The organism is Streptomyces spinoverrucosus (genome assembly GCF_015712165.1).
Taxonomy (GTDB): domain Bacteria; phylum Actinomycetota; class Actinomycetes; order Streptomycetales; family Streptomycetaceae; genus Streptomyces; species Streptomyces spinoverrucosus_A.
This window is the reverse complement of record NZ_JADPZX010000001.1, coordinates 7,113,718-7,140,289: the sequence shown is the minus strand read 5'-3', so window position 1 is coordinate 7,140,289 and position 26,572 is coordinate 7,113,718. Positions and strand designations below refer to the sequence as shown.

Sequence of the window (26,572 nt, the reverse complement as noted above, 5' to 3'; positions counted from 1 at the left end):
CGAGTATCACCTACTGGGACGCCGGCTCAGGTCCGCGCCGACCAGTCCCAGCAGTTCGTCCTCCAGCACCGGGGTGAGCGCCTCGACGTAGTCGTCGGCGAGGTGACCGGCGTCTCGGTAGACCATGGTGTTGCCCACGAGGACCGGGCAGGTGCCGGAGGGCGCGCAGACCCAGGGGGTGGGGTCGACCACCGGCACGTTCTCGGCCTTCGCCGCCGCCTTGATCGCGCTGGTGACGGCGGCGTTCTTGTCGGCCTCGGAGCGGTCACGGGCACACGAGCTCAGGTTCTCCGGGTTGGACACCGCGCAGTCCACCGCGTTGTTCTTCGGCCAGGGCTGTCCAGCAGCGTCAGCACCCGGGTACTGCCCTGCCGCAGCATCCGGTAGGTCTCGACCTGGCCCTCGCCCCACGCCTTCGGCAGGCTGCCGCCGCCGTACAGCCAGCCCGAGTTGGCGTTCGCGGTGATGACGAGGTCGGGCTCCAGTTCCCGGATCCGGTCGATCGTCGCCGCCCGCCACTTGTCGCAGGCGGCGTAGGGGCCGCCGTTCTCGGCCCTTGTGGTGATCTGGGTGATCTTGCAGGCGTTCTTGGTGTACGAGTACAGCCGCCAGTGGTGCTTGCGGGCGATCGAGTCCAACGCCGGGAACCACTGCGCGGCATGCGAGTCGCCGAACAGGACCACCGTACGGCCGGCATCGGTGTCGCCGTACAGACAGGGATGCTTCTGTACCGACTGAGGGATCGCCAGGGCACAGCCGTCGGTGTACACCTCGGAGCGCTCGTAGGCGGTGTCCCGCATGCTCGGCTCGAGGTTGGCCGGGACCTCGTCCACCGGCTGTTCCAGCAGCTCGGTCAGCGCGGTGCGCGGGTCGGACGCGGCGGCGAGCGTCTCCTTGGTGTCCTGCCGTGTCCCGCCCGAGGCCAGGCCCGGCGGGAACTGCACGGCGACCAGCGCGGCCGCGGCCGCGACCGCCGACAGGCCGAGGCCCAGGGCGAGTCCACGGCCGGCCCGGGCCTTGAAAGCGCGGTGGAAGCGCATCGGGTTCTCGACCAGGTGCAGCGTCAGCCAGGCCAGCGGGACACCGCACAGCGCGGCGATCAGCCTGAGCGGCCCGTCGTGCTCGCCGAAGCCCGCGGCTGCCGGGACGATCAGGATCAGCGGCCAGTGCCACAGGTACCAGGCGTACGAGATCCCGCCGATCCACACGGCCGGGCGCAGTGAGAGCAGCGCGCCCGCGCCCCAGCGGCCGCCCGCCGACCCGCAGGCCAGCACGGCGGCGGCGCCGAGCACCGGGATCAGCGCGTTGTGGCCGGGGAACGGGGTGCTCTCGTCGAAGACCAGCGTCGCGTACCCGATGGCGGCGAGCCCCGCCCAGCTGACGACCGCCGCGACCGGGCGCGGAATGTCGTCGAGCCGGTGCGCCACCACGGCGAGCAGGGCGCCGACCGCCAGCTCCCAGAGCCGACCCTGCGAGCCGAAGTACGCCCAGGAGGGGGAGCTTTCGGTCAGGTGCAGGTTCACCGCGAACGAGGCGGCGGCCAGGGCAAGCAGCGGAATCGCCAGCAGGGCCCGGCGCCGGAAGAGCTTGAGCGCGACGATCAGCAGGACAGGCCAGATCAGGTAGAACTGCTCCTCGACCGCCAGTGACCAGAAGTGCTGGAACGGCGAGGGCGGCACGTCCGTGTTGAAGTAGTCGGTCCCGGCCTCGGCCAGCCGGAAGTTGACGACGTACCAGGCGGAGGCGATGGCGTCCTTGGCGTAGTCCGCGAAGCGCAGCGGCCCCAGGAAGAGCCAGGAGCCCGCCAGCGTCGCCAGGACGACGAGGGTGGAGGCGGGCAGCAGGCGCAGCGCCCGGCGGGCGTAGAAGCGGCCCAGTGAGATCCGGCCCTCGCGGCTCCATTCGCGCAGCATCAGCGAGGTGATGAGGAACCCGGAGATGACGAAGAAGACGTCCACGCCGATGTATCCACCGGCCACGTAGGGCACCCCGGCGTGGGAGAGCACCACGAGCGAGACGGCCACCGCGCGCAAACCCTGGATGTCCAGTCTCAGTCCCGCACCCTCGCTCCGTTTCGGAACGGCCGGGAGGTCGTCGGAAGCAGGCCGCGTGGGATGCACGAGGTGGCGGACGGGCACCGTGAAAATCTCCTTGCTCTGGCGGCGTCACCCGGCTGGTGCCGGTGATCGTCCCGGAGCCGGACGCTCGAACTTACCCTCGACCGGGTCCGCGACTGATGACATTGTCATTACGTAGCCATAACAAGCAAATGGATCAGGTTTGAACAGGGAGTGAAGCAGGGGTTCTACGGCTCATAGGGCAGCTGCGGCACCTCGAAGCAGTTCGAGGTCATCTCCCCCTGCGTCACCCAGCCTTCGCCGTCCTGCCAGCGCGCCACCGACAGGCAGTTCCGCCGGGTTTTCGGCGGCTCGGGCAGCGGTTCGAACGTGACGGGGAGGAGCAGCCCGCCGGCGGTGTAGCCGTCGCCGCGGCGCACGAAGCCGTCGACGCACGCGCGCGTGATGCCCGTGTCGGCACAGGACCGCGCCGCGTCCGTGAACCATTGTGCCGCCGCCCAGCCCTCCAGCTGCCACTGCGAGTGCGCCGGCAGTCCCTCGGTGGCGTCCCGGAACTCCCGTACGGCCCGGTGGCCGGTGTCTTCGTAGTTGCGGCTGGACCCGGTGGCCCACAGGGCGTTGCGGCAGCGCGGGGCGTCCTTGTAGTCCTCGGGGACGGTGGACGTCCAGTTCTGGACGTTCGTCACCTTGGCGATGACCTCGGCGCCGACGTCGTCCATCGCCTGGCAGAGCCGGGCGTTGCCGTGCGTGTCGATGGCGTCGAAGACGAGGTCGGCGCCCTGCTGCTTCAGATCGGCGGCCACCGCACGGAAGTTGGGCAGCGCGAAGTCGACCTGCTCGCTGACGACCTTGTACCCCTCGGCCTTCAGCCCCCGCTCCACCAGGCGCGCGTAGGCGGCGGAGGCGGCCTGGTTGTACGAGACCACGGCGGCCGTACGGGCCCCGTGCTCGCGCCTGAAGTAGCGGTAGACCTCCGTGCCGCCGTAGAGCTGCCCGCCCCAGCCCGGCGTGCCGTCGCGGGGCGCCTGGCTGCCGTAGATGCCGTACAGGTGTGGATGGGTGTCGTAGGCGGCGCCGATGGGCTGGCCGCCGATGTCGGGCACGCGCGCGTGGGAGATGCGGGAGGCGCCGGCGTAGTCCAGGGCGGAGGTGGCGACCAGGGCGACGACCTTGTCCTCGTCGATCAGCCGGTGCACGCACTCGTTGTTGCCGACGCCGCTGCCGCCGTCGTCGCACAGCCGCACCTCGACGCGGCGGCCGTCGATGCCCCCGCGCGCGTTGAGGCGTTCGAAGTAGGCCCGGGCGCCGTCGCGCGGGCCGGTGAAGGCGTCGCCGCCGACCGGGCTGGTGGCGCTGGTGATGATGCCGACCCGCACCGGCGCGGCTGCCTCCGTCGGCGTGGTCGTGCGCCCGTCGTGCTCGAAGTCGCTCTCCGGGAGGCGGCTGCCGCAGGCCGCGCCCAGGAGGGCCAGCAGCGCTGCGGCGGCGGCCTCAACAGCCCGGCAGCGGCGTCGCATCGCCGGTCTGGTTCAGCGCGACCAGGCCGCACAGGGTCTTGACGGACACCTTCCAGGTGCCGTCCTGCTCGACCGCCGTCCCGGCGGCGTCCGGCAGCGCGGTGGCACCGTTGAGGGTCAGGGTGTACGTGACGTTCGCCTCGGTCGGTGCGGTGAACTCGACCTCGGCGACCCTGGCCCCGACCTGCGATCCGCGTTCGTCGCCGCTGAAGGCCTGGAGCACCGGGGCCATCCGGTCGCCGTTCTCCAGGTAGTTCTCCTTGTCCCGCAGAGAGGTGGCGGGATCGAAGAACTTCTGCCAGTTCTGCCTGACCTCCCGCTCGGCCGCCGCCGGGTCGGCGGGTGCCGTGGCCGCCGGGCCGCTGGTCTCCTCCACGCTCGGCGTGGGAGGCGGGCTGTCGCCGCCACCGCCGGCGTCGTCGCCGCACGCGGCGAGTGCCGGGGCGAGGAAGAGCAGCAGGGCGGCCGCAACTGCCGTACCGCGTCCCGTGTTCCTGCGCCCGAGGTCGCTCCCGAGAACCATCTGGCTCACCACCGGATGTCGGTCCGGGCGGTGCGCGCCCGGAGGTTTCAGGGTCGGCTTCCAGAAGGCATAGTGCAAGCCATCGGCTGACACAGCCAGACGCGCGACGTGTGGGAGCCATCGATGCGGACGTCCCGACTGCGATCCGTGCACCCCGTCCTGTGGGCCGGCTGGGCCGCGCTCGCGGCGGGCGCGGTGCTGTGCGTGCTCGGCTGGTACGGCGTCTCCGGCGAGCGGTTCGCCGAGCGGCAGTTGCCCTACCTGGCCTCCTGCACGATCCCCGGCGCCGCGCTCGTCGTCGCCGGGGCGGTGCTGCTCACCCACGGCCGCACCACCGTCGCGGCGGCGCGCGTGGAGGAGCTGTACGGGCTGCTGGTGGCCGCCGAGCCGGCCGACGCGGACGAGCCGGGGCAGGCGGCGGCCGTGCCGGTCGCGGTCGGCGGGGAGTTGCTGATGGTGCCGGGCGGGACGCTGTTCCACCGCGCGGACTGCCCGCTGGCGACCGGCAAGGCGGAGGCCGTACCGGTGGACGCCAAGCTGCTCGCGGGCGGCGAGTTGGGGCCCTGCCCGATCTGCGAGCCCGCCGAAGCGGCCCCCTGATGTCCTCGCTCACCTACGACCTGACGCTCGCCGGGCTGTCGGTGGGCAGCGCCGCCGCGCTCACCGGGATCGGGCTGATCGTGACCTACCGCGCGACCGGCGTGCTCAACTTCGCGCACGGGGCGATCGCGATGGTGTGCGCCTACGTGCTGCGGCAGTGCGTGGTCGAGTGGGACTGGCCGTTGTGGTCGGGCGCGGTGGTGACGCTGGTCGTGGTCGCTCCTGCCCTCGGTGTGGCGCTGGAGCGTTGGGTGTTCCGGCCACTGGCAGTGCTGGGCGGCGATCCGGCGCAGACGCTGGTGGCGTCCATCGGCGTGTTCGTGCTGCTGGTGGGCGGTGCGGCGCTGCTGTGGGGGCAGGGGGCGCGGGACGACGCGCCGGTGCTGGTGCCGGACGAGCCGTGGGGGCAGCTCGCGGTCGTGGTGGTGCTGGCGGCCGGGGTGGCGGCCGTGATCCGGTGGACGCGGTTCGGGCGGGAGCTGCGGGCGGTCGTGGACGACCGGCAACTCGCCGTGCTGGGTGGGATCGACGCGGACCGGGTGGCGGCGGCGGGGTGGGCGTTCGGGGCGTGCACGGCGGGTCTGACGGGCGTGCTGCTGGCGCCGTACGTGCGCCTGGACCCGTACGGCATGCCGCTGCTGGTCATGGAGGTGGTGGCGGTCGCGGTGGCCGCGCGGATGCGCGGTCTGGCGGTCGCCGTGGTGGTGGCGCTGGGCATCGGGGTGGCGCAGGCGCAGCTGACCCGGCTTCATCCGGGAGGCTGGGGCGAGCCGTTGCTCCAGGCGGTCGGCGCCAACCTGTTCGTGGTCGCGCTGCTGGTGGCCGCGCTGGTGCTGCCCGGCGTCGGCACCTGGGACGCGCTGCCGCGCACCGCCACCGCGCGCGTGCCCACGCCGGCCGGCGCCTGGATCGTCGCCGCGGTGCTGTTCCTGCTGCCGCTGGGCTTCGCGGGCCGGGACCTGCACACGTCGGTGCAGGTCCCGGCGCTGGGCGTGGTGCTGCTGTCCCTGGTCGTCGTCACCGGACGCGGCGGCCAGATCTCGCTGGGGCAGGCGGCGTACGCGGGGCTGGGCGCCCTGTTCACGGCCCTGCTCGCGGCCGGCCGTTTCCCGGGCCTGCCCCGGCTGCCGGAACTGGCCGCGCTGGCGGTCGCCGTCCTGCTGGTGGCCCCGCTCGGCCTGCTGACCGGCTGGCCCGCGATCGGCCGCCAGGGCCTGGCCCTCGCGCTGGCGACGTTCGCGGTGGGCGTCGGGGTGAGCCGCTTCGTCTTCGACCAGCCGTACGCCACGGCGGGCCTCTCCCTGGGCCGTCCCGCGGGCTTCGAGGGCGACCGCGCCTACTACGTCCTGGAACTGGCCCTCCTGGCCGCCGCGCTGCTGGTGACGCACGCCCTGCGCCGGGGCCGCACGGGCCGGGCCCTCGCGGCCATGCGGGACCACCGGGGGGGCGCGCAGGCGGCCGGGGTCCGCGTCCCCTCCCTGAAGCTGCTCGCGTTCGTCGCGGGCGCCGCGCTGGCCGCCCTCGGCGGCGGCATGCTCGGCATGGGCCTGCGCGCCTTCGACCCCGCCGCCTACGACCCCGTCCGGGGTCTGATGTGGTTCGCCGCGATCGTCGTCCTCGGCGCCGACAGCACCCTCGGCGCGCTGACCGCCGCCGCCCTCCTGGTCGGCCTCGACGCGGGCACCCGAGGCGGCGTCGCGGCCGCCCTGATCGGCCTGCTGGCCGTCCTCGTCGGCCGTTTCCCCGGCGGCCCGTACGACGCCCTGCGCAGGGCCGCGACAGGGCTGCGGCTGCGGCGGAGGGCGAGGCTGACGCCGTTGGGGGCGCGGGTGCGCGAGCGAATACGGCCGCCGGAACCGGCGGCCGCCCCCGGCCCGAGGACTGCCCTGGCCCGCCCGGCCCCGCACCCTCCGCCCGCGAAGACCGCCACCGCACCGACGCTCCGGGCACGCGGTCTGCACGCCCGCTACGGCGGCTTCACCGCCCTCGACGGCGTCGACCTGGACCTCCCGCCCGGACAGGTCACCGCGATCGTCGGCCCCAACGGCGCCGGAAAGAGCACCCTCTTCCACTGCCTCGCCGGAACCCTGCGCCCCGCGCGCGGGCGTGTGCTGCTCGGCGGGCGGGACATCACCCGGCTGCCCGCCCACGCCCGTACCCGGCTCGGTGTCGCGCGGACCTTTCAGCAGCTGGCCGTGTTCCCCTCGCTGACCGTGGCCGACAACGTGCGCGTGGGTGCCGAGCAGGGGCGGATCGCCGATCCGGGGGCCGTGGAGCGGTCGCTGCGGCTGTTCGGGCTGGACGGGCCGGTACGGGCGCTGCCCGCCGCCGGGCTGCCCACCGGCACCCTGCGCCGGGTCGAACTGGCCCGGGCGTTCGCGGGCGCCCCGCGCGTGCTGCTGCTCGACGAGCCCGCCGCCGGTCTGGACAGCGCCGAAGTGACCGCGCTGGCCCGCGTACTGAGGGCGCTCGCCGCCGACGGCACCGCCCTGCTCGTGGTCGAGCACGACCTCGACCTGGTCGCCGGCCTCGCCGACGTCGTGCACGTGATGACAGCCGGACGGATCGTCGCCGTCGGCCCGCCCCGCCACGTCCTCGACGCCCTCGACGCGCGGGAGGCCACCTCGTGACCATCGCCCTGCGCCACGCGCGCGTGCGCTACGGCCCCCTGGAAGCCCTGCACGGCATCACGCTCGCCGCCCCCTCCCCCGGCCTGACCGTCCTGCTCGGCCGCAACGGCTCCGGCCGTACGACGGCCCTGCGCGCGCTCGCCGGAACGGTGCCGCTGTCGGGCGGCTCGGTCGTGTGGGACGGCGCCGACGTGACCCATGCGCCTGCCTTCGAGCGAGCCCGCCGGGGACTGTGCCTGATACCCGAACGACAGGCCGTGTTCGGCTCGCTCACGGTGCGGGAGAACCTGGAACTCGCCGCGCCGTCCCACGACACCGCCCTCGCCGCCTACCCCCAGCTGGAGCCCCTGCTCGCGCGCCGCGCCGGCACGCTCTCCGGCGGCGAGCAGCGGATGCTCGCCCTCTCCCGGGCCCTGTCGGCACGCGCGCGCGTGGTGCTCGTCGACGAACCCGCCCAGGGCATGTCCCCGGCGATCGCGACGCGGACGTACGAACTGCTGGCGGCACTGGACGCGTGCGTGGTGGTCGCCGAGCAGCGGATGCCGCCCGCGCTGCGCGGCCGGCCGGCACTGGTGTACGAACTGAGTCGTGGTGCCGTCGTCTTCGGCGGCGAGGCGGGCGAGCTGCTCACGGGGGAAGCGGGGGGCCGAACTCCGCGGGCGTGCCCTGTTGACGGGCGGGGTTCCCGGGGATGACCAGCGTCATACCGACCTCGATCAGCCCCGGACTGGGCCCGATGGTGTGGCTGTTGGCGTTGTAGAGGGCCTTCCAGCCGCCCGCGGTCTCGTACTTGCGGGCGATCGCGGACAGCGTGTCGCCGCGCTTCACGGTGTACCAGCGGCCCTTGAGGCCGTACCGCTGCGCACAGACCGGCCAGGCCTGCCAGCCCTGCGCGGCGACCACCTCGCGGGCGACCGCGATCTGCTGCTCGCGGGTGGCGAGGTCCGCGCGCTTGGCGTACTTCAGGCCACCGTAGGCCCGCCAGGTGGGCTGCGAGAACTGCAGGCCACCGTAGTAGCCGTTCCCGGTGTTGAGCTTCCAGCGTCCGCCGCTCTCGCACTTGGCGACGCACCCCCACGGCCACTGGTCGTCGACGCACGAGGCGGGCGCGTGCCGGGCGGACGGTGCGGGGGCCGAGGGCGGAGGTGCCGCGTGGGCGGCGGCGACGGGGGTGAGGACGGTGAGCAGGGCGGCGGTGAAAGCGACGGTGAAATATTTACGGTGCATCGGCTCACGCTAGGCGGCGCGCCGCGCGTGCCGGTCGAGCCGCGCCCGGTACGCCCGAGGGCCCCACCCGGTCGGCGGACCGGGCGGAGCCCCTTGGTGCGTTCGGGAGGGAGCGGCTCAGAGGACGAGGCGCTGCCCGGGCACGATCACGTCGGGATCACCGCCGATGACGGCCTTGTTGGCGGCGTGGAGCCGCTGCCAGGTGGTGCCGTTCTGGGCCGCGATGCCGCTCAGCGTGTCGCCCTGACGGACGGTGTAGTCACCCCGGGACGCGTCCCGGTCGGTGTGCCCCGACTCGCGGACCGGCTCCTGCGCGGGCTGCGACGACCGGGGCTGGGGCTGGGCCGACTGGGATCGGGACGACTGCGTCGGGGCCGAGTTTCCGGCGGACGCCCCGGATGCGGCCGGCGCGCTGCCGTACGCCCCGGCACGCGCGGAACAGGTCGGCCAGGCGCCCCAGCCCTGGGCGCGCTGGACCTTGGTGGCGACGGCGATCTGCTGCTCCCTGGAGGCCTGGTCGGCGGTCGGCGCGTAGGCCGTGCCGCCGTACGCGCGCCAGGTGTCGGCGGAGAACTGGAGTCCGCCGTAGTAGCCGTTGCCGGTGTTGATGTGCCAGTTGCCGCCGCTCTCGCACTGGGCGATGCGGTCCCACACTCCGCCGTCCGCCGCCGCGGCGTTGCCGCTCGCGGCCAGCAGCCCCAGCGGGGCCAGCAGGGCCGCCCCGGCGAGAACCGCCGCCGTACGGGTCTTACGGACGTTGTTGCGGGTGGTATCGGCACAATCGGACATGTAGTTCCCTCTCCACGGACCCGGGGTCCCCGGACGAGGCGCGCTCTCCGCGCATGGGCGCGGCCGGCGTGCTCCGTCCCGTCCGCCGAGGGGCGTGCTGTGGTGCCGGCTGGTGCGGTGGCGGACGTACCCGAGCGGTGCTCGTTGCACACGGCCGAGGAATGTACGGAGCATGACGAGCCCGGATCAACCAACTGCCCGTCTCTCCAGGCCAGTTCGCAGTTACCCGAGGTAGCGGCGATTTCCGGCCACCCACTTCATTCGCCGATTTCCGGATTTGTCGACCACCCCCCATGTCGCCATGTGACCCACCTCACCACCCCAAGTCCCCTGTGGACACGGCGACTTGACGGAGAGTGTTCGATTCCGTGCCAGCCGTGACCGTGTGCGGTGGATGGTTCGATTCCGTTCGCCGTGCAGCGTGACTACCGCCACAGCTCGCCCGTTGTCTTCTTCATGAGCCGGGGAACCTTCCCCGGAGCACAGGCCGGGAGCCACCCGGCCTCGCCACGCACCGCATCCCGAGGGAGCCACCCGTGCCGCGCATGCTCGACGTCAGCGACGAGGTACGCGCCGAGATCGGCGACGAAGAAGCCGACCGGCTGCTCGCCGGAGACAACGCCCCGGGCAGTTACGACTGCACGTCCTGCCGCACCCCGGGCGACTCCGAGCGCGAGCGCACCAGCACCGTCCTGTTCATCGGCGACGAGACCGCCGTGCTCGCCTTCGCCCACGCCGGCTGCCTGCCCTCGCAGGTCGTTCAGGTCACCGAGGAACAGCTCCAGGGCGCCGTGAGGTCCATCAGCGGCGACACCGTCGACCTGGAGCCCGAGAAGGTCGTGCCCGAGCAGGCGGTGCTCGGGGTGACCAGCGGACTCGTGCTGATCGCCGGCGAGTTGCACCCGGCCCTGGTCGTCGAACCCACCGGGCCCATCGTGCGTCCCGGCTCCACCGCCGCCGGGGACGACTTCCTGCCGCTGCTGATCGAGCAGGGCTTCATGCCGGTGACCGAGCTGAACTCCGTACCGCCGGTGCTGCACGGCTGGTCCGTCCTGCTCGCCATGGGGCAGCTGCACGCGGTGCTCCAGCCGGGGGCGAACGGCGGACAACCGGTGGCCTGGTGGCAGGCGCACCAGCCGTTGCAGGTCACCGACGGGTGGCGGGCCGCCGCCAACAAGCACCAGCAGGTCCTGATGTTCGCGGCGCCGGTGGGATCCATCGGGCGGCAGCCCCGGGAGGATCTGCTGCGGGAGGCACTGGACAAGGCCGCGGCGAACGGGAAGCTGGTGGCGAGTGTGCTGCCGCTCGCGGGGACCTGATAGCGCGGTTCCCCGCGCCCTTCAGGCGTACTGCCCCGACCGCATCTCTTCCGGCTCGGGGTCGTTTGGACATACGTGCACGCATACGACGTTCCCCGCCGCCAGTCCTTGCAGCCGATTCCGTCCGCTCGGTCCGGTCAGGATCATTCCGGCGGGCCATCGGCCACGCCGATCTACGACGCGCTCTACGCCGAGTACGTCAAGAACTTCCGTGCGCTGCCGGGCGACCGTCGCGGCGAGGAGAACCTGGGGTTCACCGCCTTCGGAAACCTCTCGCACGGCTCGGGCTCGTACAACAGCTCGTACAGCGCCTACAGCGCGGGCGCGCAGAGCACCCGGCACACCAGTGGGCACCAGCCGACGTGGCAGCGGGTCGGGACGATCGGTCAGCAGCACTCCACCGGGATGCACCACATCCCCGCGCTGCCACCCGGACCCCGCCGGGGAATCTGAAAGGGCGGCCCCGCCGGGGCCGCCCTTGTGTCACTTCTTCTTCGCGCCGCGCTTCTCGCGCACCCGCACCGAGATATGGATCGGCGTGCCCTCGAAGCCGAACTCCTCGCGCAGTCGGCGTTCGATGAAGCGCCGGTAGCCCGCCTCGATGAAGCCGGAGGCGAAGAGCACGAACCGCGGCGGCTTCGTCCCGGCCTGGGTGCCGAACAGGATGCGCGGCTGCTTGCCGCCCCGCACCGGGTGCGGATGGGCGGAGACCAGCTCGCCGAGGAAGGCGTTCAGCCGGCCCGTCGGGACCCGGGTCTCCCAGCCCGCCAGGGCCGTCTCGATCGCCGGGACCAGCTTCTCCATGTGCCGCCCGGTGCGCGCCGAGACGTTCACGCGGGGCGCCCAGGAGACCTGGCCCATCTCGGTCTCGATCTCCCGCTCCAGGTAGTAGCGGCGCTCCTCGTCGAGGGTGTCCCACTTGTTGTACGCGACGACCAGCGCGCGGCCCGCCTCCACGGCCATGGTGACGATCCGCTGGTCCTGCACCGAGATCGACTCGGCGCCGTCGATGAGGACGACGGCCACCTCGGCCTTCTCGACCGCGGCGGCGGTGCGCAGCGAGGCGTAGTAGTCGGCGCCCTGCTGGAGGTGGACGCGCTTGCGGATGCCGGCGGTGTCGACGAACTTCCAGGTCTTGCCGCCGAGTTCGATCAGCTCGTCGACGGGGTCGCGGGTGGTGCCGGCGAGTTCGTTGACGACGACGCGCTCCTCGCCGGCCACCTTGTTCAGCAGCGAGGACTTGCCGACGTTCGGGCGGCCGATCAGGGCGACGCGGCGCGGGCCGCCGATGCCGGCCCCGCCGAAGGCCTCGCGCGGCGCCTCCGGCAGCGCCTCCAGGACGGCGTCCAGCATGTCGCCGGTGCCCCGGCCGTGCAGCGCGGACACGGGGTGCGGCTCGCCGAGGCCGAGGGACCACAGGTAGGCCGCGTCGGCCTCGCCGCTCGGGCCGTCCACCTTGTTGGCACACAGCACGACGGGCTTGCCGGCCTTGCGCAGCAGTCGTACGACCGCCTCGTCGGTGTCGGTGGCGCCCACCTTGGCGTCTACCACGAAGACCACCGCGTCGGCCGCCTCGATGGCGAACTCGGCCTGGGCGGCCACGGAGGCGTCGATGCCGAAGACGTCCTGCTCCCAGCCGCCGGTGTCGACGACCTTGAAGCGGCGGCCCGCCCACTCGGCCTCGTAGGTGACGCGGTCGCGGGTGACTCCGGGTTTGTCCTCGACGACGGCCTCGCGTCGGCCGATGATGCGGTTCACGAGAGTCGACTTGCCGACATTCGGGCGGCCGACCACGGCGAGGACGGGCAGCGGTCCGTGCCCGGCCGCCTCGATGGCGCCCTCGACCTCCTCCAGGTCGAAGCCCTCTTCGGCGGCGAGCTCCATGAACTCCGCGTACTCGGCGTCGCCGAGCGCCCCGTGATCGTGCTCGTGCGCGTCCTCGTACGCGTCCGAGCCGTCGGGCTGGATCTGGTCGTTCATGAAGTCCGTACCTCGTCGTTCATCGTGGTGATCGGTGGAGTATCCCGGTTCGGGGTGATCCACTACTCAGTGTCGCTCAGCGCCCGGTGAGGCGCCTGGCGTTTTCCAGGTGCTCCGTGAGCTGCTTCTGGATGCGTTCGGTCGCCTCGTCCAGCGCCGTGCGCGTACGCCGCCCGCTGCCGTCGCCCGCCTCGAACGGTTCGCCGAAGACGACGTCGATGCGGTGCCGCAGCGGAGGCAGTCCCTTTATCAACCGTCCCCGCCGCTCGGAACTTCCCAGCACGGCCACCGGGACGACCGGGGCGCCGCTGCGCACGGCGAAGTACGCGAGCCCGGCACGCAGCGAGGCGAAGTCGCCCTCGCCCCGGGTGCCCTCCGGGAATATCCCCAGCACGCCGCCGGCCGCCAGCGCGTCCAGCGCCCGGGTGACGGCCGTGCGGTCGGTGCTCTGCCGGTCCACCTTGACCTGGCCGATCCTGGTCAGGAAGGGGTCGAGCGGGCCGACGAACGCCTCCTTCTTGATCAGGAAGTGCACCGGCCGGGGCGCCACGCCCATCACCATCGGGCCGTCGATGTTGTGCGAGTGGTTGACGGCGAGGATGACCGGGCCGGTCGCCGGGACCTTCCAGGCACCCAGCACCCGGGGCCGCCACAGCCCGTGCATCAGCGCAAGGCCGATGCGCCGGCCGGTCTCCGCGCCCCGCTGGGACGGTGCCTCGGTCACTTCGCCGCCCGCTTCTCCTCGACGAGGGTGACGACGCACTCGATGACCTGCGCCAGCGTGAGGTCGGTGGTGTCCACCTCGAACGCGTCGTCGGCCTTGGCGAGCGGCGAGGCCTTCCGGCTGGAGTCGGCGGCGTCCCGCTTGATCAGGGCCTCGCGGGTGGCGTCGACGTCCGCGTTCTTCAGCTCACCGCTGCGCCGGGCGGCGCGGGCCTCCGGGGAGGCGGTGAGGAAGATCTTCAGGTCGGCGTCCGGCAGCACCGTCGTACCGATGTCGCGGCCCTCGACGACGATGCCCTTCTCGGCGCCGGCCGCGATCGAACGCTGCAGCTCGGTGATCCGGGCGCGCACCTCGGGCACCGCGCTGACCGCGCTGACCTTGGAGGTGACCTCCTGGGTGCGGATCGGACCGGCGACGTCCACACCGTCGACCGTGATCGTCGGGCCCGCCGGGTCGGTGCCGGAGACGATGTCCGGCTTGCCTGCCACGGCGGCGATCTGCGACGGGTCGGTGACGTCGATGCCGTTGGTCACCATCCACCAGGTGATCGCCCGGTACTGGGCACCGGTGTCCAGGTAGCTCAGACCGAGCTGCGCCGCCACCGCCTTCGACGTGCTCGACTTGCCCGTGCCGGAGGGGCCGTCGATGGCGACAATCACTGCCGGGGCGCTTTCCACTGTGGGGACCTTCCTGGGCCGGGGTGGTGTGGGGCGGGACGGTGCCCCGCACAAGGTTACTGGGTGCGGGTCACTCGTCCGGCCGCACGCGCGCCCAGCCCTACTGACGGATCGCCCACCCTCGCTCCCGCAGGGCCGCCGTCAGCAGCGGCGCCGCCTTCGGCTCCACCATCAGCTGCACGAGACCGGCCTGCTGTCCCGTCGCGTGCTCGATGCGTACGTCCTCGATGTTGACGCCGGCCTGCCCGGCGTCCGCGAAGATGCGGGCCAGCTGGCCGGGCTGGTCGTCGATGAGCACCGCGACGACCTCGTACGCCCGCGGCGCGGACCCGTGCTTGCCGGGAACCCGGACCTGCCCGGCGTTGCCGCGCCGCAGCACGTCCTCGATGCCGACGGTCCCCTCCCGGCGCTTGGCCTCGTCGGAGGACTGCAGGGCGCGCAGCGCCTGGACGGTCTCACCGAGGTCGGCGGCGACGTCGCTGAGCAGGTCGGCGACCGGCCCGGGGTTCGCGGAGAGGATGTCGATCCACATCCGCGGGTCGGACGCGGCGATCCGGGTCACGTCCCGGATGCCCTGCCCGCACAGCCGTACGGCCGCCTCCTCGGCGTTCTCCAGACGGGCGGCGACCATGCTGGAGACCAGATGGGGCATGTGCGAGACCAGGGCCACGGCCCGGTCGTGGGCGTCGGCGTCCATGACGACCGGCACGGCACGGCAGTGCGAGACCAGCTCCAGGGCGAGGTTCAGCACCTCGGTGTCGGTGTCCCGCGTGGGCGTGAGCACCCAGGGGCGGCCCTCGAAGAGATCGCCGGTCGCGGCCAGGGGGCCGGACTTCTCCCGGCCGGACATGGGGTGCGTGCCGAGGTACCACGTCAGGTCGAGACCGAGCGCCTCCAGCTCGCGACGCGGGCCGCCCTTGACGCTGGCCACGTCGACGTACCCGCGTGCGAGGCCGCGCCGCATGGCGTCGGCGAGCACGGCGGCGACGTGCGCGGGCGGGGCGGCGACGATCGCGAGGTCGACGGGTCCCTCGGGCGCCTCGTCCGTGCCGGCGCCGAGCGCGGCCGCCGTACGGGCCTGCTCGGGGTCGTGGTCGGCGAGGTGGACGACGACACCGCGCTGGGCGAGGGCCAGGGCGACGGAGGTGCCGATGAGCCCGGTGCCGATGACGAGTGCGGTTCTCACTGGGCGATGTCCTTGCGCAGAGCGGCGGCGGCGCCGAGGTAGACGTGGCTGATGTCGGCGCGCGGCTTGTCGCAGTCGATGTGCGCGAGCACCCGGACGACCCGGGGCATCGCCCCGGCGATGTCCAGTTCCTGGGCGCAGATCAGCGGCACGTCGAGGATGCCGAGCTTGCGGGCGGCGGCGGCCGGGAAGTCGCTGTGCAGGTCGGGCGTGGCCGTGAACCAGATGCTGATCAGGTCGTCGGTGGTCAGTCCGTTCCGCTCCAGGATGGCGGTGAGAAGAGCCCCGACCTGCTCGTCCATGTGGCCGGCCTCGTCCACCTCGAGTTGGACGGCGCCCCGGACCGCTCGTACCGCCACGGCGATGCTCCTTGCTGCTGTGCGAATCGGCTCTACGTCCGTCAAGCCTAGTCAGCCCGCTACGGACAGGTGCGGGGCGCTCGCCCGCTGAGACGGGGCACGGCCTCAGATGTCCCAGAGCGCACCCAGCGTCACCAGCTCACCCCGGTACTCGATCCGGTCCGCCCACTCCGTCGGCCAGGCCTCGGCGCCGAGGTAGGCGCCCGCGAAGGCGCCGGCGAGGCACGCGATGGAATCGGAGTCGCCGGCGGTGCAGGCCGCCCGGCGCAGCGCCGTCAGCGGCTCGTCCACGAACTGCAAGAAGCACAGCAGCCCGGTGGCCAGCGCCTCCTCGGCGATCCAGCCCTCACCCGTGGCCAGGCACGGGTCGGTCTCCGGCGAGATCGTCCCTACGGCGTCCCGCAGCCGGTCGAGCACCCCGAGGCACTCGTCCCAGCCGCGCGCGATGAACCGCTCCGGCGTGGCGTCCTCCGCCCGCGTCCACAGATCGCCCAGCCACCGCTCGTGGTAGCGCTCGCGGTTCTCATAGGCGTACGACCGCAGCAGCCCCACCAGTCCGGTCGGCTCGGCGCCCTGTGCGAGCAGTCGTACGGCGTGCGCGGTGAGGTCGGAGGCGGCGAGGCCTGTCGGGTGCCCGTGCGTGAGGGCGGCCTGCAACTGGGCTGCGCCGGCCCGCTGTTCGTCACTCAGGCCGGGGACCAGGCCGATCGGCGCGACACGCATGTTGGCGCCGCAGCCCTTGGAGTTGATCTGGCTGGCGTCCTGCCAGGCGCGGTCCGTGTCCTCCAGCAGGACACAGGCCCTGATGCAGGTGTTGCCGGGAGCCCGGTTGTTCTCCGGGGAGCGGTTCCAGGCGATGAACTCCTGCCGTACGGGCGCGGCCAGTTCGGCGGGCCCGAGCACCCCCCGGTCCATCGCCGTGCGCAGCCCCCGCGCCAGCGCCAGAGTCATCTGGGTGTCGTCGGTGACGAGCGCCGGCGTGGGCAGCTCCATCCGCCGCCACGGGCCGAACCTGTCGAGGATCGACGGCACGTTGTGGAACTCGGTCGGGAAGCCGAGCGCGTCCCCGAGGGCGAGGCCGATCAGGGAGCCGGTGGCGGCGCGCTTGCGGACGGTGGTCGTGGTCATGCGGGGCGTCCTTCCCGGGACGGGCGGAGGAGGGGCGGGTGCAGGGCGGCGGCGCCGCCCGCGCGGTAGAGGGCGGCGGGTTTGCCGCGGCCGCCGGTCAGGCGCGCGGCACCGGGGACCGGTTCGACGAAGCCGGGGGTGGCGAGCACCTTGCGCCGGAAGTTGGGCCGGTCGAGCGGGGTGCCCCACACGGTCTCGTAGACCTGCTGAAGCTCGCCGAGGGTGAACTCGGGCGGACAGAAGGCGGTCGCGAGGCCCGTGTATTCCAGCCGCGCGCCGACCCTTTCGTGCGCGTCGGCCAGGATCCGGTCGTGGTCGAAGGCCAGCGGCCGGGCCGTGTCGTACGGCACCCAGCGGGCCTGCGCGGCGTCGCCGCCGCCGTGCGGCTCGGGTGGGTCGGGCAGCAGGGCGGTGAAGGCGACGGACACGACCCGCATGCGGGGATCGCGGTCCGGCTCGCTGTAGGTCCGCAACTGCTCCAGGTGCGGCCCGGAGACGTCGGACAGGCCGGTCTCCTCGGCGAGTTCCCGCCGGGCGGCCGTCTCGGCGGACTCCTCCGGCAGCACGAAGCCACCGGGCAGCGCCCAGCGACCGGCGTACGGCTCCTGTCCGCGCTCGACGAGCAGCACGTGCAGCGCGCCGGCGCGGACGGTGAGGACGGCGAGGTCGACGGTGACGGCGAAGGGTTCGTACGCGTACTTGTCGTAGCCCCGCATACGTCGCCACCCCCTTAATAGTCGTACTGACTATAAAAGGGGGTGGCTGTCACTCACAAGGGGCCGGGTACCTGTACCGCCTAGAGGTCCACTTCCTTCATCAGCATCCCGACCTCGGTGTTGGACAGCCGGCGCAGCCAGCCCGACTTCTGGTCGCCCAGGGTGATCGGGCCGAAGGCGACGCGCACCAGCTTGTCGACCGGGAAGCCGGCCTCCGCCAGCATCCGCCGCACGATGTGCTTGCGGCCCTCGTGCAGCGTGACCTCGACGAGGTAGTTCTTGCCGGTCTGCTCGACGACCCGGAAGTGGTCCGCGCGCGCGTACCCGTCATCCAGCTGGATGCCGTCCTTCAGCCGCTTGCCCAGGTCGCGCGGGATCGGGCCGACGATGTGCGCGAGGTAGGTCTTCTTCACGCCGTACTTGGGGTGGGTCAGCCGGTGGGCCAGCTCGCCGTGGTTGGTGAGGAGGATGACGCCCTCGGTCTCGGTGTCGAGCCGGCCGACGTGGAAGAGCCGCGTCTCGCGGTTGGTGACGTAGTCGCCGAGGCACTGGCGCCCCTCGGGGTCCTCCATCGTGGAGACGACTCCGGCGGGCTTGTTCAGCGAGAAGAACTGGTACGACTGGGTCGCGACGGTCAGGCCGTCGACCTTGACCTCGTCCTTCTCCGGGTCGACCCGCTTGCCCTGCTCCAGCACGATCTCGCCGTTGACCTCGACCCGGGCCTGCTCGATCAGCTCCTCGCAGGCGCGCCGGGAGCCGTAGCCCGCGCGCGCGAGCACCTTCTGCAGCCGCTCGCCCTCCTGCTCGGCGCCCGGGAAGGTCTTGGGCAGCTTGATGTCCTTCTTGCCCGCGTACCGCTCCCGGTTGCGCTCCTCGACCCGCGTCTCGTACTCACGCGAGCGGGCAGGCTCGCTGCGCCCGCCCTGCTGGGGCTTCCTGGGGCCGCCCTTGGCGCCGCCGCGGGCCGCGCCGCCACGCCCCGCCTTGGGGCCGTCCTTGGTCGCCCCGGGCCCCACGTCGTAGCGGCGCTCCTCGGGGCGGGGCTTGCGGGGGCGGCCCTGCCCCTGCTTCTGGTCCCTGTTGTTACCGGCACCGCGGTAGTTGCCGCGCCCGCCGGTCCCGCCACTCTTGCCACTGCCGCTGCTTCGCATCAAAGTTCCGTCGTCTTGTCGTCTGCGTCCTCGGGATCCGGAGCGTCCGGATCGAACGACGGCACGCCTTCCTGCGTCTCGGCCTCGATCGCCGCCGCCTCCGGGAGGAAGGGCGCGAGCTCCGGGAGCTCGTCCAGGCCGCGCAGGCCCATCCGCTCCAGGAAGTAGTTCGTCGTCGTGTACAGGATCGCACCTGTTTCGGGTTCCGTGCCCGCCTCCTGCACCAGACCGCGCTGGAGCAGGGTGCGCATGACGCCGTCGCAGTTCACTCCGCGCACGGCGGAGACCCGGCTACGGCTGACCGGCTGGCGGTACGCCACGACCGCGAGCGTCTCCAGCGCGGCCTGGGTGAGCCGGGCGGTCTGGCCCTCCAGCGCGAGCCGCTCGACGGCCGGCGCGTACTCGGGGCGGGTGTAGAAACGCCAGCCGCCCGCGACGTGCCGCAGCTCGAAGCCGCGCCCCTGCGCGGTGTAGTCGTCGGCCAGTTCGCGCAGCGCCTTGCTGATCTGCCGCTTGGGCCGCTCCAGTATCTTCGCGAGGTGCTCCACGGTCGCGGGCTCGTCCACGACCATCAGGACGGCCTCCAGGGCGGGCTTCAGCTCCAGGTCGGCGACGGCACGCAGCCCGGCCGGCAGTTCGGTGGTCTCCTCACTCACTCCTTCTCCTCCTGCTCCTTGGGCTGCTCGGGGGGCTGCTCGGGCGGTCGGTCGAACTCGTCGGTCACCATCGGCGCCGCGTCCCCCGCACCGCCGGTCCAGCGCACCAGCAGCTCCCCGAGGGCGGTCTCCTGCTCCAGCGCGACGGCCTTCTCGCGGTACAGCTCCAGCAGTGCCAGGAACCTCGCGACGACGGTGAGGGTGTCGTCGGTGTCCTCGACGAGCGTGCGGAAGCTGGCCTCGCCGAGTTCCTTCAGCCGCGCGACGACGATCCCGGCCTGCTCCTGCACACTCACCAGCGGCGCGTGAATGTGGTCGACGTACACCTGGGGCTTGGGCTTCGGCTGCATCGCCTTGACCGCGAGCTTCGCGAACCCCTCCGGGCCGATGCTGATGACGACCTCCGGGAGCAGCTCGGCGTGCTCCGGTTCGAGGCCGACGGTACGGGGGTAGCGGCGGGCCTCGTCGTCGAGGCGGCTGTTGAAGATCTCGGCGACCTGTTTGTACGCGCGGTACTGCAGGAGCCGCGCGAACAGCAGGTCGCGGGCCTCCAGGAGCGCCAGGTCGGCCTCGTCCTCCACCTGGGCGGAGGGCAGCAGCCGCGCCGCCTTCAGGTCGAGCAGGGTGGCGGCGACGACCAGGAACTCGGTCGTCTCGTCCAGGTCCCAGTCCGGCCCCATGGCCCGGATGTGCGCCATGAACTCGTCGGTCACCTTGGACAGGGCGACCTCGGTGACGTCGAGCTTGTGCTTGGAGATCAGCTGGAGCAGCAGGTCGAAGGGGCCCTCGAAGTTCGAGAGCCGCACCTTGAAGCCGCCGGACTCGCCCTCCACGGGCTCCACGGGCTCCACGGGCTCCGGCCCAGGTTCCGGCGCCACGACCTCGGGGACCTCGACTTCCGGCTCCACGGGAGCGACAGGCGGTGCCTGCACAGGAACCGAAGCCTCAACGGGTGGCGCCGGGGCCTCAACAGGCTCCGCCGGAGCCCCTGGCCCCCTCCCCAGCGCACGTCGACGGCCCGACGGGCCGGAGGCGGGGACTGGGGAGCCGTTCGAGGTCATAGCCCCCGCAGGCTACCGCTACCGCCCACGGAGCCGTCGTACGAGGATGCTGGCGTCCCCCCGGGTCTCCAGGTCGGCCAGCACCACGGCGACCGCCTCGCGCACGATGCGCCCCCGGTCGACGGCCAGCCCGTGCTCGCCCCGCAGCACGAGGCGCGCGTGCTCCAGATCCATGAGCTCCTCGGCGGACACGTACACCGTGATCTTCTCGTCGTGCCGCTCACGCCCACTGGGCCGCCGCGCGGCCGCCCGTCCGCGCTTGCGGGGCGTCGCCGCGGCAGAACCTTCCTGCGCCGCCGCCTGTCCCTGGCGCCGCGAGGAGCGCTCCGCGCCCCGGCTGCGCGACTCGGCGTCGGCCGGCTCCGCGTCGGCCGCGACATGCTCCGCGCCCTCGCCGTCCCCGCCCTGCGCGGGAACGGCCTGTGGCGCGTCCTCCGTGGCGGCGGCCGCCGTGTCGCCCTCCCCCGCGGGAGGCGGCACCCGGGCCTCGCCGTTGGCGCCACGCCGGGGAGTGGATGCCTGGAGCGCCATTCCCCCTGTCGTACGGAACAGTTCGTCGGCCCCCGGCAGACTCACTCGGCGTGACACCGGGCGAGCACCTCCCTGGCGAGCTGGCGATAGGCGGCGGCACCGACGGAGTTGGACGCGTACGTGGTGATCGGCTCTCCGGCGACCGTGGTCTCCGGGAAGCGGACCGTGCGCCCGATGACCGTGTGGTAGACGTGGTCGTCGAACGCCTCGACGACGCGCGCGAGCACCTCGCGGCTGTGCACGGTGCGCGAGTCGTACATCGTGGCGAGGATCCCGTCGAGCTCCAGCTCCGGGTTCAGCCGCTCCTGGACCTTCTCGATGGTCTCGGTCAGCAGCGCCACACCGCGCAGGGCGAAGAACTCGCACTCCAGCGGCACGATCACCTTGTGAGCGGCCGTCAGGGCGTTCACGGTGAGCAGGCCGAGCGAGGGCTGACAGTCGATCACGATGTAGTCGTAGTCCGGCAGCAGCGGTTTCAGCGCGCGCTGCAGCGACGACTCGCGGGCCACCTCGGAGACCAGCTGGACCTCGGCCGCCGACAGGTCGATGTTGCTGGGCAGCAGGTCCATGTTGGGGACCGCGGTCTTCAGCAGCACCTCGTCGGCCGCCAGGCCCCGCTCCATGAGCAGGTTGTAGACGGTGAGGTCCAGCTCCATGGGGTTGACGCCGAGACCGACCGACAGCGCGCCCTGCGGGTCGAAGTCCACCAGCAGCACCCGGCGTCCGTACTCCGCGAGCGCGGCACCCAGATTGATGGTGGACGTCGTCTTGCCGACGCCGCCCTTCTGGTTGCACATCGCGATGATCGTCGCGGGCCCGTGGTCGGTCAGCGGGCCCGGGATCGGGAAGTACGGCAGCGGGCGCCCGGTCGGGCCGATGCGCTCACGGCGCTGGCGGGCCGCGTCGGGCGCGAGCGTGGCCGCGTACTCCGGGTCGGGCTCGTACTCGGCGTCCGGGTCGTAGAAGTGCCCTTCGGGCAGTTCCTCGTAGTCGGCGAAGTGGTTGTGGGGCGCGCCACTTCCGTCGCCGGCCATGGCGTTCACGTGATGGCCATCCATGCTCTGGTGTGCTGGCTGAGTCACCCCTGACTTGTGGTGACTCTGGTGGGCTGCGAAGGTGCGCACCGCTACGGAGCCGACAGCCTCGAACCCCGCGGGAGCCTGGCCCCGCGCAGGGCTTCCTGGTTGACCACCCCCGGGAGAAAATGTCGACTCATTCACAAGTCGTCTTACCTCCTTGGTGACCAGGAAACTTCTAGACAGGTCAGCGTGGCACCATGCCGACGGTTGGCGACTCTATGGCGTGTCGGGCGTCCGCAGCAACACAATCCGCCGGACCCGGCAGGATGTGTCGGCAATGAAACATCCCTCTGTCAAGGGCGTACGGCCGTCGCACGGCAGGTTTCACCGGTGTGCGAATCGGTTCAAGGGTTACGTTCGAGGCGAGTTGACCGAGCGTCGCAAAGTGACCATACACACATCCGGCCGGACCTCGTCGGGCAAGGTCCGGCCGGATGCTGTCGGTTGACGACCTGTGTTGACGTATCGCCTTTACGAAAAGGTGACTTAGCCGAGCAGGGACTCCAGCTCCACGTGGTCCAGCCCGTGCGCCTCGGCGACCTCGCGGTAAACCACCTTGCCGTCATGCGTGTTGAGACCCTTGGCCAGCGCCGGGTCACGGCGCAGCGCCTCGGCCCAGCCGCGGTTGGCGAGCTCCACGATGTAGGGGAGCGTGGCGTTGGTGAGGGCGTTCGTGGAGGTGTTCGGCACCGCGCCCGGCATGTTGGCGACGCAGTAGAAGACCGACTGGTGGACCTGGAAGGTCGGCTCGGCGTGCGTGGTGGGGCGGGAGTCCTCGAAGCAACCGCCCTGGTCGATCGCGATGTCGACAAGGACACTTCCCGGCTTCATCCGGGAGACCAGCTCGTTGGTGACGAGCTTCGGCGCCTTGGCGCCGGGGATGAGCACCGCGCCGATGACGAGGTCGGCGTCGAGGACGGCCTTCTCCAGCTCGAAGGAGTTGGACATGATCGCCTTGACCTTCGTACCGAAGATCCGGTCGGCCTCGCGCAGCTTGTTGATGTCGCGGTCCAGCAGGGTCACCTCGAAGCCCATGCCGACGGCGATCTGGGTGGCGTTCCAGCCGGAGACGCCACCGCCGATGACGACGGCCTTGGCCGGGGTCACGCCCGGCACACCACCCGGCAGCACACCGCGGCCGCCGGCCGCGCGCATCAGGTGGTAGGCGCCGACCTGCGGGGCGAGCCGGCCCGCGACCTCGGACATCGGGGCGAGCAGCGGCAGCGCGCGGCTGGGCAGCTCGACGGTCTCGTAGGCGATGGCGGTGGTGCCGGACTCCAGCAGGGCGTCCGTGCACTCCTTGGAGGCGGCCAGGTGCAGGTAGGTGAAGAGCGTCTGGTCCTTGCGCAGGCGGTGATATTCCTCGGCGATGGGCTCCTTGACCTTCAGCAGCAGGTCGGCGGAGGCCCACACCTCGTCGGCCGTCTCCAGGATCTGCGCGCCGGCGGCCACGTACTCGGCGTCCGTGATCGAGGAGCCGAGACCGGCGCCGCGCTCGATGACGACCTGGTGGCCGTTGCGCACCAGCTCGTGCACGCCGGCGGGGGTGATGGCCACCCGGAACTCGTTGTTCTTGACCTCGCGGGGGATGCCGACCTTCACGTCGATCACGGTCCTTGGCTCAGAGGGGGGTGTATTACGCGACATACCCGGATGTACAGGGCACACCGGGAGACACCGCAGGAGAACGTGCGGCAGAGCCAGTCTAATGAAGGCGTTCCCGCTGTCTAGCCTTTCATTGCATCAATCTTCAGCGGATGTACTACGGATTTCGCAGGCGTTAGCGGCTTGTTCCGTGGCTGGATCTGGCGTTTCGGCCTCCTGGATCTCATCCCCCAGCATGCGCTCGGCGGCGCTGCGGTGCAGCAGGGCGGCCGTCGGATCACCTAGATGCTCCAGCGTGTCGGCCAGCCGCAGATGCAGCGCGGCCTGCAGCCGGGCGTCCTCCGCGCGCCGCGCCCACTCGACGGCTTCCTGGCAGGTACGCAGCGACTCCTCGGGCCGCCCCGCGTACTCCTGCACCCGCGCCAACTCGCTCAACGCCCGGGCATGGGCGGCCACGTCGCCCAGTTTCCGGTACCCGGCGATGGCGGCCCGCCAGTTGCGCTGCGCCTCGCCGTAGTGGCCCGCGTAGGTGTACGCCGTCCCGATCCGGCCGTACAGCCGGGCGGCCTCCTCGCGCTCCCCGCGGGCCAAGCGCTCGGCCAGGGCCCGGCCGAACCAGTCGGCGGCCCGGTCGTGATCCCCGAGCTCCTGGTGTGCGCCCCCTACGGATTCCATCGCGCGACCGGTCGCATACGGGTCGTTCGCCCGGCGCCCGGCGTCCAGCGCGGCCCGGTAGCGGGCCAGGGCGTCGGCCGTCCGGCCGGTCCTGGCGTCCAGATCGCCCAGATTCAGCAGCGCCGCCGCCTGCTCCCGGGGCAGATCCCGGCGCACGGCCACATCGAGGACGAGCCGGTGGATGCCGTACAGGTCGGGGGCGGCGGCCTGCATCCCGAAGTGGGCCACCATCGCCCGCACCAGCTGGGACATCAGCCGCCGGGCCAGCGTGTCCAGCTCCCCGTCGGCCACCGCGAGCCGGGCCGAGGCGAGCAGGGCCGGGCGGCGCAGGCGCAGCCAGTCGGCGGCCGCCCGGGGACTGGGAAAGCGCAGGGCACGCGGGGTGCCGGCCAGCTTCTCGCGGGCCTGCGGGTTGTCCGTCTCGGTGATCGCCCGGCAGGACTGCAGCAGCCGTACCGTCCGCTCCAGCAGCCGGGCGCGGGCCAGCTGCAGCTCGGCGGGGCGGTCCTCGGCCTCGGTGACGGCGCGCAGCAGCGGGTGCAGACAGCCGGGCACCTCGTACTCCGGCAGCTGCGGGTCGCTGCTGCGCAGCAGGCCGAGGGCGACGAAGTCGTCCAGGGTGTGCCGGGCGCCGTTGACCGAGCAGCCGGCGAGCGCGGAGGCGGTGTGCGGGTCGATGCAGCCGGCGGGGGCGAGGGAGAGCAGCCGCAGGATCCGGGCGGCGGAGCCGGGCAGCGAGGAGTAGACCAACCGGAAGACCCGGCTGAGCGGTGTCCCGTCCTGGCTCTCGGCGTGCAGTTGCTTGGTGAGGTCGGCCACGGCCGACTGGGGGCGGGCGGCGAGCCAGCCGCCGGCCAGCACCAGCGCGGCGGGCTGGGCCTGGCACGCCTCGACGAGTCCCTCCGCCGCCCGTGGGTCGACGGTGATCCGGACGGAGCCGGTGTGCTGGGACAGCAGTTCGACGGCGGACTTGGTGTCGAGGCCGCCGAGGGTGCACGGGCGGACGTCCGAGATACCGGTCAGCGGACCCTGCGCGACGGCGACGACCAGGCAGTCCGGGGTGTCCGGGAGCAGGGCGTCGACCTGCTCGGCGTCGGCCGCGTCGTCCAGCAGGAGCAGGACCCGGCGGCCGGTCAGGGCCTCACGGAGCGCCGCCGTGAGGTCGTCCTCGGCGGCCCCGGGCGGGGTCGGCAGGTCCAGGGCGGTGAGCAGGTCCGCCGCGGTGCGGGCGACCGGTACGGGGGTGCCGTCGGGTTCGCTGAGCCGGGCGCGCAGCACCCCGTCCGGGTAGCGGCCGGCGACCTGTCGTACCAGCTCCTCGGCGAGGGCCGTACGGCCGGAGCCGGGGCGGCCCGCGATCAGCAGTACGCGCGCGCGTGGGGCCTTGCGGCCGGAGAGGGTGTCCAGTCCCGCACGCTCGATGTCGGCGCGCAGTTCCTTCAACTCCCGTGTGCGGCCCAGGAACTGGCTCTTCGCAGACCTGCCCGGCACCTGTACGCCGTCTGTGTCCACCGCCTGATCCGTCACGGGCCACACTCCCGTCCCACCACACGCGCAAAAGCCCGCCGGGACTCCGGTTCGGGCGTTTCAAGAGCCTAGTTCACGCTCTGCGACGAACCGGGCGGAGCACGGCGGGCACATCCCCCGATCGGATCAGGCGATCGTCACACCGGAGGATCCGGGTGCCCCGGACGGCGGCTCAGGCTTCGAAGGGGCGGGCCGGCCACGGCGCCTGCGCCGGACGCAGCGCGTCGAGCCCGTCGCCCCGCTCCGCGGCGACCAGCGACAGCACGCCCACGACCAGGCAGGTGTTGTGCAGCTCACCGGCCAGGATGCCGCGTACCAGCTCCTCGAGGGGGACCCGCGCGAGCTCCAGGTCGATCTCCTCGTGCTCGGCCTCGAACCGCTCACCCTCGGCGTCGGACAGGCCGCGGGCGAGGAAGATGCGCACGGCCTCGTCGCAGCCGCCGGGCGTGGTGTAGACGTCGGTCAGCACCCGCCAGTCCTCGGCCTTGACGTGCGCCTCCTCGTACAGCTCGCGCTGGGCGGCGTGCAGCGGGTTCTCGCCGGGCACGTCGAGCAGGCCGGCCGGGATCTCCCACAGCTTCTGGCGCACCGGGTGCCGGTACTGCCGCAGCACCAGCACCCGGCCGGCGTCGTCGAGGGCGAGGACCGCCACCGAGCCGGGGTGGACCTGGTAGTCGCGGCGCACGACCGTGCCGTCGGGCATGACCACGTCGTCCGTGCGGACCGAGGTCTTGTTGCCCACGAAGGGGGTGTCCGTCGCCCGGATCTCCCACTCCTCGCGGGTGTCCCTGATCGTCATGCCCTGTCCTTCCGGAGGTACCGCCAGTCGTGCAA

Annotated in this window: 26 protein-coding genes; 5 read left to right on the top strand and 21 right to left on the bottom strand. The window is 72.4% G+C overall.

The window, feature by feature from the left end:
- Window positions 1–6 precede the first annotated feature (6 nt).
- The 4 genes from I2W78_RS40850 to I2W78_RS32460 all read right to left on the bottom strand — a co-directional run bounded on the left by I2W78_RS40850 (window position 7) and on the right by I2W78_RS32460 (window position 4,118).
- Entirely contained in the window at window positions 7–303 is a 297-nt protein-coding gene (locus I2W78_RS40850) for an SGNH hydrolase domain-containing protein (protein ID WP_307783886.1), read from the bottom strand.
- Window positions 282–2,024 (bottom strand): acyltransferase family protein, encoded by a 1,743-nt coding sequence (locus I2W78_RS32470; RefSeq protein ID WP_307783884.1) that lies wholly within the window; start codon window positions 2,022–2,024, stop codon window positions 282–284. Before I2W78_RS32470 ends, I2W78_RS40850 begins: the two co-directional genes overlap by 22 nt.
- Before the next feature lie 281 nt (window positions 2,025–2,305).
- A complete protein-coding gene (locus I2W78_RS32465) occupies window positions 2,306–3,595 on the bottom strand; it encodes an ABC transporter substrate-binding protein (protein ID WP_196463807.1) in 1,290 nt (429 codons plus the stop codon).
- The gene (locus I2W78_RS32460) at window positions 3,570–4,118 is read right to left on the bottom strand and encodes a hypothetical protein (RefSeq protein ID WP_196463806.1); all 549 of its coding nucleotides are present in this window, start codon (window positions 4,116–4,118) and stop codon (window positions 3,570–3,572) included. Before I2W78_RS32460 ends, I2W78_RS32465 begins: the two co-directional genes overlap by 26 nt.
- A gap of 123 nt (window positions 4,119–4,241) precedes the next feature.
- Between I2W78_RS32460 and I2W78_RS32455 the strand changes: the two genes are divergently transcribed.
- The 3 genes from I2W78_RS32455 to I2W78_RS32445 are packed head-to-tail and all read left to right on the top strand — an operon-like array spanning window position 4,242 to window position 8,043.
- Window positions 4,242–4,718: a hypothetical protein gene (locus I2W78_RS32455; protein WP_196463805.1), complete on the top strand. Its 477-nt coding sequence runs from the start codon at window positions 4,242–4,244 to the stop codon at window positions 4,716–4,718.
- Window positions 4,718–7,348: an ABC transporter permease subunit gene (locus I2W78_RS32450; protein WP_196463804.1), complete on the top strand. Its 2,631-nt coding sequence runs from the start codon at window positions 4,718–4,720 to the stop codon at window positions 7,346–7,348. Before I2W78_RS32455 ends, I2W78_RS32450 begins: the two co-directional genes overlap by 1 nt.
- Window positions 7,345–8,043, top strand: a complete 699-nt coding sequence (locus I2W78_RS32445) for an ATP-binding cassette domain-containing protein (protein ID WP_196463803.1) — start codon at window positions 7,345–7,347, stop codon at window positions 8,041–8,043. The genes I2W78_RS32450 and I2W78_RS32445 overlap by 4 nt, the downstream gene beginning before the upstream one ends.
- On the opposite strand, the gene I2W78_RS32440 is transcribed toward I2W78_RS32445, so the two are convergent.
- Together I2W78_RS32440 and I2W78_RS32435 are read right to left on the bottom strand one after the other, a co-directional pair.
- Window positions 7,976–8,575: a LysM peptidoglycan-binding domain-containing protein gene (locus I2W78_RS32440; RefSeq protein WP_196463802.1), complete on the bottom strand. Its 600-nt coding sequence runs from the start codon at window positions 8,573–8,575 to the stop codon at window positions 7,976–7,978. The two genes, I2W78_RS32445 and I2W78_RS32440, sit on opposite strands and share 68 nt — an antisense overlap.
- Window positions 8,576–8,692: 117 nt before the next feature.
- Entirely contained in the window at window positions 8,693–9,364 is a 672-nt protein-coding gene (locus I2W78_RS32435; RefSeq protein ID WP_196463801.1) for a LysM peptidoglycan-binding domain-containing protein, read from the bottom strand.
- A 536-nt stretch (window positions 9,365–9,900) separates the two neighbouring features.
- On the opposite strand from I2W78_RS32435, the gene I2W78_RS32430 reads away from it, so the two are divergent.
- Together I2W78_RS32430 and I2W78_RS32425 are read left to right on the top strand one after the other, a co-directional pair.
- On the top strand, window positions 9,901–10,683 hold the full coding sequence (locus I2W78_RS32430; RefSeq protein ID WP_196463800.1) for a hypothetical protein: 783 nt from the start codon (window positions 9,901–9,903) through the stop codon (window positions 10,681–10,683).
- A 75-nt stretch (window positions 10,684–10,758) separates the two neighbouring features.
- A complete protein-coding gene (locus tag I2W78_RS32425) occupies window positions 10,759–11,136 on the top strand; it encodes a hypothetical protein (RefSeq protein ID WP_196463799.1) in 378 nt (125 codons plus the stop codon).
- A gap of 30 nt (window positions 11,137–11,166) precedes the next feature.
- Here I2W78_RS32425 and der read toward each other — a convergent pair whose 3' ends face one another.
- The 15 genes from der to I2W78_RS32350 all read right to left on the bottom strand — a co-directional run bounded on the left by der (window position 11,167) and on the right by I2W78_RS32350 (window position 26,537).
- Window positions 11,167–12,663 carry a ribosome biogenesis GTPase Der gene (der, locus tag I2W78_RS32420; protein ID WP_196463798.1) on the bottom strand — a complete coding sequence of 499 codons (1,497 nt, stop codon included), beginning with the start codon at window positions 12,661–12,663 and terminating at the stop codon, window positions 11,167–11,169.
- A 76-nt stretch (window positions 12,664–12,739) separates the two neighbouring features.
- On the bottom strand, window positions 12,740–13,426 hold the full coding sequence (locus tag I2W78_RS32415; RefSeq protein ID WP_374222711.1) for a lysophospholipid acyltransferase family protein: 687 nt from the start codon (window positions 13,424–13,426) through the stop codon (window positions 12,740–12,742).
- Window positions 13,384–14,064: a (d)CMP kinase gene (gene cmk / locus I2W78_RS32410; protein WP_196463796.1), complete on the bottom strand. Its 681-nt coding sequence runs from the start codon at window positions 14,062–14,064 to the stop codon at window positions 13,384–13,386. Before cmk ends, I2W78_RS32415 begins: the two co-directional genes overlap by 43 nt.
- 100 nt (window positions 14,065–14,164) lie before the next feature.
- Window positions 14,165–15,250 (bottom strand): prephenate dehydrogenase, encoded by a 1,086-nt coding sequence (locus I2W78_RS32405; RefSeq protein WP_196463795.1) that lies wholly within the window; start codon window positions 15,248–15,250, stop codon window positions 14,165–14,167.
- Complete coding sequence (gene aroH / locus I2W78_RS32400) at window positions 15,247–15,609, bottom strand: chorismate mutase (protein ID WP_196463794.1); 363 nt, start codon at window positions 15,607–15,609, stop codon at window positions 15,247–15,249. The genes I2W78_RS32405 and aroH overlap by 4 nt, the downstream gene beginning before the upstream one ends.
- Window positions 15,610–15,714: 105 nt before the next feature.
- Window positions 15,715–16,737, bottom strand: a complete 1,023-nt coding sequence (locus I2W78_RS32395) for an ADP-ribosylglycohydrolase family protein (RefSeq protein ID WP_196463793.1) — start codon at window positions 16,735–16,737, stop codon at window positions 15,715–15,717.
- Window positions 16,734–17,453 carry an NUDIX hydrolase gene (locus I2W78_RS32390; RefSeq protein ID WP_196463792.1) on the bottom strand — a complete coding sequence of 240 codons (720 nt, stop codon included), beginning with the start codon at window positions 17,451–17,453 and terminating at the stop codon, window positions 16,734–16,736. The genes I2W78_RS32395 and I2W78_RS32390 overlap by 4 nt, the downstream gene beginning before the upstream one ends.
- Window positions 17,454–17,533: 80 nt before the next feature.
- Window positions 17,534–18,604, bottom strand: coding sequence for a pseudouridine synthase (locus I2W78_RS32385; protein ID WP_196463791.1), 1,071 nt, complete (start codon window positions 18,602–18,604; stop codon window positions 17,534–17,536).
- On the bottom strand, window positions 18,604–19,260 hold the full coding sequence (gene scpB / locus I2W78_RS32380) for an SMC-Scp complex subunit ScpB (RefSeq protein WP_196463790.1): 657 nt from the start codon (window positions 19,258–19,260) through the stop codon (window positions 18,604–18,606). The genes I2W78_RS32385 and scpB overlap by 1 nt, the downstream gene beginning before the upstream one ends.
- Window positions 19,257–20,321 carry a segregation and condensation protein A gene (locus tag I2W78_RS32375; protein WP_196463789.1) on the bottom strand — a complete coding sequence of 355 codons (1,065 nt, stop codon included), beginning with the start codon at window positions 20,319–20,321 and terminating at the stop codon, window positions 19,257–19,259. The genes scpB and I2W78_RS32375 overlap by 4 nt, the downstream gene beginning before the upstream one ends.
- 18 nt (window positions 20,322–20,339) lie before the next feature.
- Window positions 20,340–20,909: a hypothetical protein gene (locus I2W78_RS32370; protein ID WP_196463788.1), complete on the bottom strand. Its 570-nt coding sequence runs from the start codon at window positions 20,907–20,909 to the stop codon at window positions 20,340–20,342.
- Window positions 20,894–22,072 (bottom strand): ParA family protein, encoded by a 1,179-nt coding sequence (locus I2W78_RS32365; protein WP_196463787.1) that lies wholly within the window; start codon window positions 22,070–22,072, stop codon window positions 20,894–20,896. Before I2W78_RS32365 ends, I2W78_RS32370 begins: the two co-directional genes overlap by 16 nt.
- Window positions 22,073–22,417: 345 nt before the next feature.
- Complete coding sequence (ald, locus tag I2W78_RS32360) at window positions 22,418–23,542, bottom strand: alanine dehydrogenase (RefSeq protein ID WP_196463786.1); 1,125 nt, start codon at window positions 23,540–23,542, stop codon at window positions 22,418–22,420.
- A gap of 132 nt (window positions 23,543–23,674) precedes the next feature.
- Window positions 23,675–25,738, bottom strand: a complete 2,064-nt coding sequence (locus I2W78_RS32355; protein ID WP_196463785.1) for a tetratricopeptide repeat protein — start codon at window positions 25,736–25,738, stop codon at window positions 23,675–23,677.
- 172 nt (window positions 25,739–25,910) lie between these two features.
- Complete coding sequence (locus I2W78_RS32350; RefSeq protein WP_196463784.1) at window positions 25,911–26,537, bottom strand: NUDIX domain-containing protein; 627 nt, start codon at window positions 26,535–26,537, stop codon at window positions 25,911–25,913.
- Window positions 26,538–26,572 lie beyond the last annotated feature (35 nt).

Coding starts and splice junctions, on each gene's coding strand:
- I2W78_RS32350 (WP_196463784.1), bottom strand. CDS start 26,537: ATGACGATCAGGGACACCCGCGAGGAGTGGGAGATCCGGGCGACGGAC.
- I2W78_RS32450 (WP_196463804.1), top strand. CDS start 4,718: ATGTCCTCGCTCACCTACGACCTGACGCTCGCCGGGCTGTCGGTGGGC.
- I2W78_RS32440 (WP_196463802.1), bottom strand. CDS start 8,575: ATGCACCGTAAATATTTCACCGTCGCTTTCACCGCCGCCCTGCTCACC.
- der (WP_196463798.1), bottom strand. CDS start 12,663: ATGAACGACCAGATCCAGCCCGACGGCTCGGACGCGTACGAGGACGCG.
- I2W78_RS32375 (WP_196463789.1), bottom strand. CDS start 20,321: ATGACCTCGAACGGCTCCCCAGTCCCCGCCTCCGGCCCGTCGGGCCGT.
- I2W78_RS32385 (WP_196463791.1), bottom strand. CDS start 18,604: ATGCGAAGCAGCGGCAGTGGCAAGAGTGGCGGGACCGGCGGGCGCGGC.
- I2W78_RS32435 (WP_196463801.1), bottom strand. CDS start 9,364: ATGTCCGATTGTGCCGATACCACCCGCAACAACGTCCGTAAGACCCGT.
- I2W78_RS32395 (WP_196463793.1), bottom strand. CDS start 16,737: ATGACCACGACCACCGTCCGCAAGCGCGCCGCCACCGGCTCCCTGATC.
- I2W78_RS32455 (WP_196463805.1), top strand. CDS start 4,242: ATGCGGACGTCCCGACTGCGATCCGTGCACCCCGTCCTGTGGGCCGGC.
- I2W78_RS32465 (WP_196463807.1), bottom strand. CDS start 3,595: ATGCGACGCCGCTGCCGGGCTGTTGAGGCCGCCGCCGCAGCGCTGCTG.
- I2W78_RS32390 (WP_196463792.1), bottom strand. CDS start 17,453: ATGCGGGGCTACGACAAGTACGCGTACGAACCCTTCGCCGTCACCGTC.
- I2W78_RS32460 (WP_196463806.1), bottom strand. CDS start 4,118: ATGGTTCTCGGGAGCGACCTCGGGCGCAGGAACACGGGACGCGGTACG.